Origin of the sequence: Streptomyces sp. NPDC059003, assembly GCF_042740445.1 — a bacterium.
In the GTDB taxonomy this organism is placed as follows: domain Bacteria; phylum Actinomycetota; class Actinomycetes; order Streptomycetales; family Streptomycetaceae; genus Streptomyces.
The window spans coordinates 1-2,952 of record NZ_JBHYJH010000395.1 but is presented as its reverse complement, the minus strand read 5'-3'; the positions used below and the strand labels follow the sequence as shown (position 1 = coordinate 2,952).

General features: G+C 60.6%; 1 protein-coding gene and 2 pseudogenes. All 3 read left to right on the top strand.

What is annotated here, in order from left to right:
* Positions 1 to 237: pseudogene (locus tag ACFWZ5_RS45965) on the top strand (hypothetical protein); the annotation flags it as partial.
* Between the two features lie 1,141 nt (positions 238 to 1,378).
* Positions 1,379 to 1,898 (top strand): annotated as a pseudogene (locus ACFWZ5_RS45960) (IS5/IS1182 family transposase); the annotation flags it as partial.
* Positions 1,899 to 2,649: 751 nt separating this feature from the next.
* Positions 2,650 to 2,901 (top strand): MerR family transcriptional regulator, encoded by a 252-nt coding sequence (locus ACFWZ5_RS45955; protein WP_384893206.1) that lies wholly within the window; start codon positions 2,650 to 2,652, stop codon positions 2,899 to 2,901.
* Positions 2,902 to 2,952: the final 51 nt, after the last annotated feature.

The following is a 2,952-nucleotide window of genomic DNA, read 5'->3' as shown; positions in this document are numbered from 1 at the left end:
GGAGTGAACCTGCAGGTCATCACCGATCCCGCGGGCCGACTGCTGTGGGTCTCACCGGTCCTGCCCGGCCGGGCCCACCACGTGCGCGCGGCCCGCACCCACCCGATCGTGACCACCTGCACCCGCCTCCGCATCCCGGCCCTGGCCGGCTCGGCTACCTGGGCGCGGGCGGCACCTTCGCCGTTCCCCATCGCCGCCGGCCCCGCCACGAACTCACCATCCGGCAACGCTCGCTGAACAACGCCCACGCCCGGCTCCGGCATCCGGGGTATCCGGGGTATCCGGTCGAACACGGCGTTGCACGTCAAGACCCGGCGGACCTTCCACTACACCCACTGCAGCCCCAACTGGCCGACATCTGCAGCCCGAGCCGCCACCACCCTCGACAGCAACCACTGAAAAGGCTCACCGCACTCTCACCACGCCCCAACACACCAACCGCACCAACAACTTGACGACGCCTCCAGGAGGGCACAACGATTGGCATATGCCAAATCTGCCTCAAGGCGAGAGTGGTGACCGGTGTCATGACTATGAGTATTCACAGAAGCATCACCCCAGTGTGGGCGCTGGTGGACAGCAGAGATTGCGGTTCTGACGATGGTCTGCAGGCAACTCTTCATGGGGACTGCTAGGACGTAGCGGAGGCGGGATTGTGCTGACAAACGACTCTTCTGCTACCTCGTGCCGGTAAACACCTCGTTACTCGCCTATGGCGCGCAGTAGGGGCAACTGGCTGGGGCAGCAATAGGTGGCAGCTTCCGTGCTTATCTCGATGAGTTCCCTGCAGGTATTTACGCCTGGGGTGTATTGGGATGGAGCCGAAAGGGAGGGATGTACCCGTAGGCTGGGACGTGATCCACATGATACGTTCCCAGGCAAGCGCTTTACCGCCAGGGCGTTCACGCGGCATCAAGGCTCGATCAGGTTGCCCTTGAGATCTCCAACACCTCATGATCCAAAATGCTTTGAGCTTCACAGGCGCTCTGCCGTATGGAAAATTTGGTCGATGTCTCCCGAGGCGCCCGATTCCATACCGCTGCGCCCGTGTTCAAAATGACCAATCTCGGTGGAATGTCCATGTGAGCAGAACCGGGGAGGTGCGTGTCAGGGGCTCCTTTCGATGAGTTGCCCTGAAGGCGACCAGGGGCCCGACTCCCGATTCAACTCATGTCGCGCTTCCAGTTTCAAGTATCAAGCCCCCTTTCCTGTAGCTTCCTTGCGGTGGCATTCCGGCCTCGGCCACCCGTCAGGGAAGGTCTGCCCGGTCTGATTTACAGGCGGGCCGGGCAGACAGGGAAACTGAAATGGAAATCCTCGGCAATCCATCAGGGTGATTCTCGGCTTTATGTCGGCTCAGGATGCGAGAGTCATGGCGAAAGAAATCCGGCTGAAGGCGGCCCTGCTTGGCAGGTCCCGCGGTGGGCTGGCCAGTGAAATTCATTTCGCCGCAGACCGCAAGTGCTGCCCGTTGGCCTTGGTGCTGACGGTGGGACAGGCTGCGGAGAGCCCGCAGTGCGTCGCCCTGTTAAAGAAGGTGTGGGTCCGCGTGCCGGTCAGCCGTCCGCGCATCGACCCGGACGTGGTCGCCGAGGATGAGGCGTACTCGCGCTGCGGCAACTGCGCCTACCTGCGGAAACAACGTATTTAACGGTTATTCCGCAGAAGAGAGACCCAGTTGCCAACCGCAAGGGGAAAGGCAGCTGGGGCGGCCGCCCCGTTGGACACGACGCCAAACTCTACAAGGAACGCAACACCATCAGGCGTCTGATCAACAAACTCAAAGCCTGGCGGGGCATAGCAACCCGCTACGACAAAACACCCGAGAGCCACCTGGCATGCCCCACCTGCGGACCTCGACGCTCTGGGCCAACAACCTCCTGAAGACGCCAGATTGATCACAACCTCACACAGCGCCTAAGTGTAGATCCTATCTGCGACTGAGCTGCCACCAAGTTGCAACCGCATCAATGCAGGGGGGCCATATGGGATCGGAGCAGGACTGTCTCATTTGCAAAGCAGTGTTGACAAGGTCGCTAGGCATACAGGCATGCGAGTTATGCCTGGCACGGACACAGAGGGCGCTACGCGAGCTCCCCAAGGTGTATGTGCAACTTCACCTTGAACTTGCGCGCGGTGCACGGCAGCGTCTCCCGGAAGAGCCTGCCAGGCGTGCAGCTTGGAGGTTCCGGGAAATCCCAGCGCCTATCCGCCTATCGCTTCTTGTCCAGGCAGATACATGCCTGGACGTATTGCGGGCCTGGGCTGAAGACGCGTGTGCGTACGCTCTACCGCTTGGCGCCGTGCGCCCCGGCCCGCTCTTGCAGCGACTGTGCACGATGCTCTTGGAAAATCTTCGTTCATGCCTTCAAACCTCCACAGATGGCCTTCACGCCGACAGGGTATGGACGGTGTATGTACGATCGCAGCGGCTGTTAGGGCAGGACGAGCCTCCCCGTCGCTTGGCTGACCCTTGCCCTGCCTGCGATCTCAAATCACTCATGGAGACCCCCGGAGATGTTGTGGCCTGTTCCTCGTGTTCCGCTTCATGGCCTGTCAACTCGCCAGGATTGGCAAATCCTTGACCAAGCCCGAACTTCCGGAGTGAAGCTCAACCTGTTTTCTCTGCTCGGGGAAGGGAAATGCTAAGTGCCTAGAATTAGTCGCAGGTGCATCGCGGAACTGAAAGCTCACGAACGAATTGTGCAGCAGCGTCTCCTGACTACGGCCGAGGCGGCGGCCGTCGCCGGAGTCCAAGCCGCGTGCATCCGTCAGTGGGTGAGTCGCGGATACTTGCAGCCGACGGCCCGACAGGGCAACAGAAATCTTTACCGGGAAGACCACGTCCTACAGGTCGAGCGAGATCACCGAAAGGCTCGTTCGATTACGGTACTCGAGTGAACTTCTTTCATCCTGAATGGTCGCAGGTCAACAGCGTGTGGTTGGCTTGGA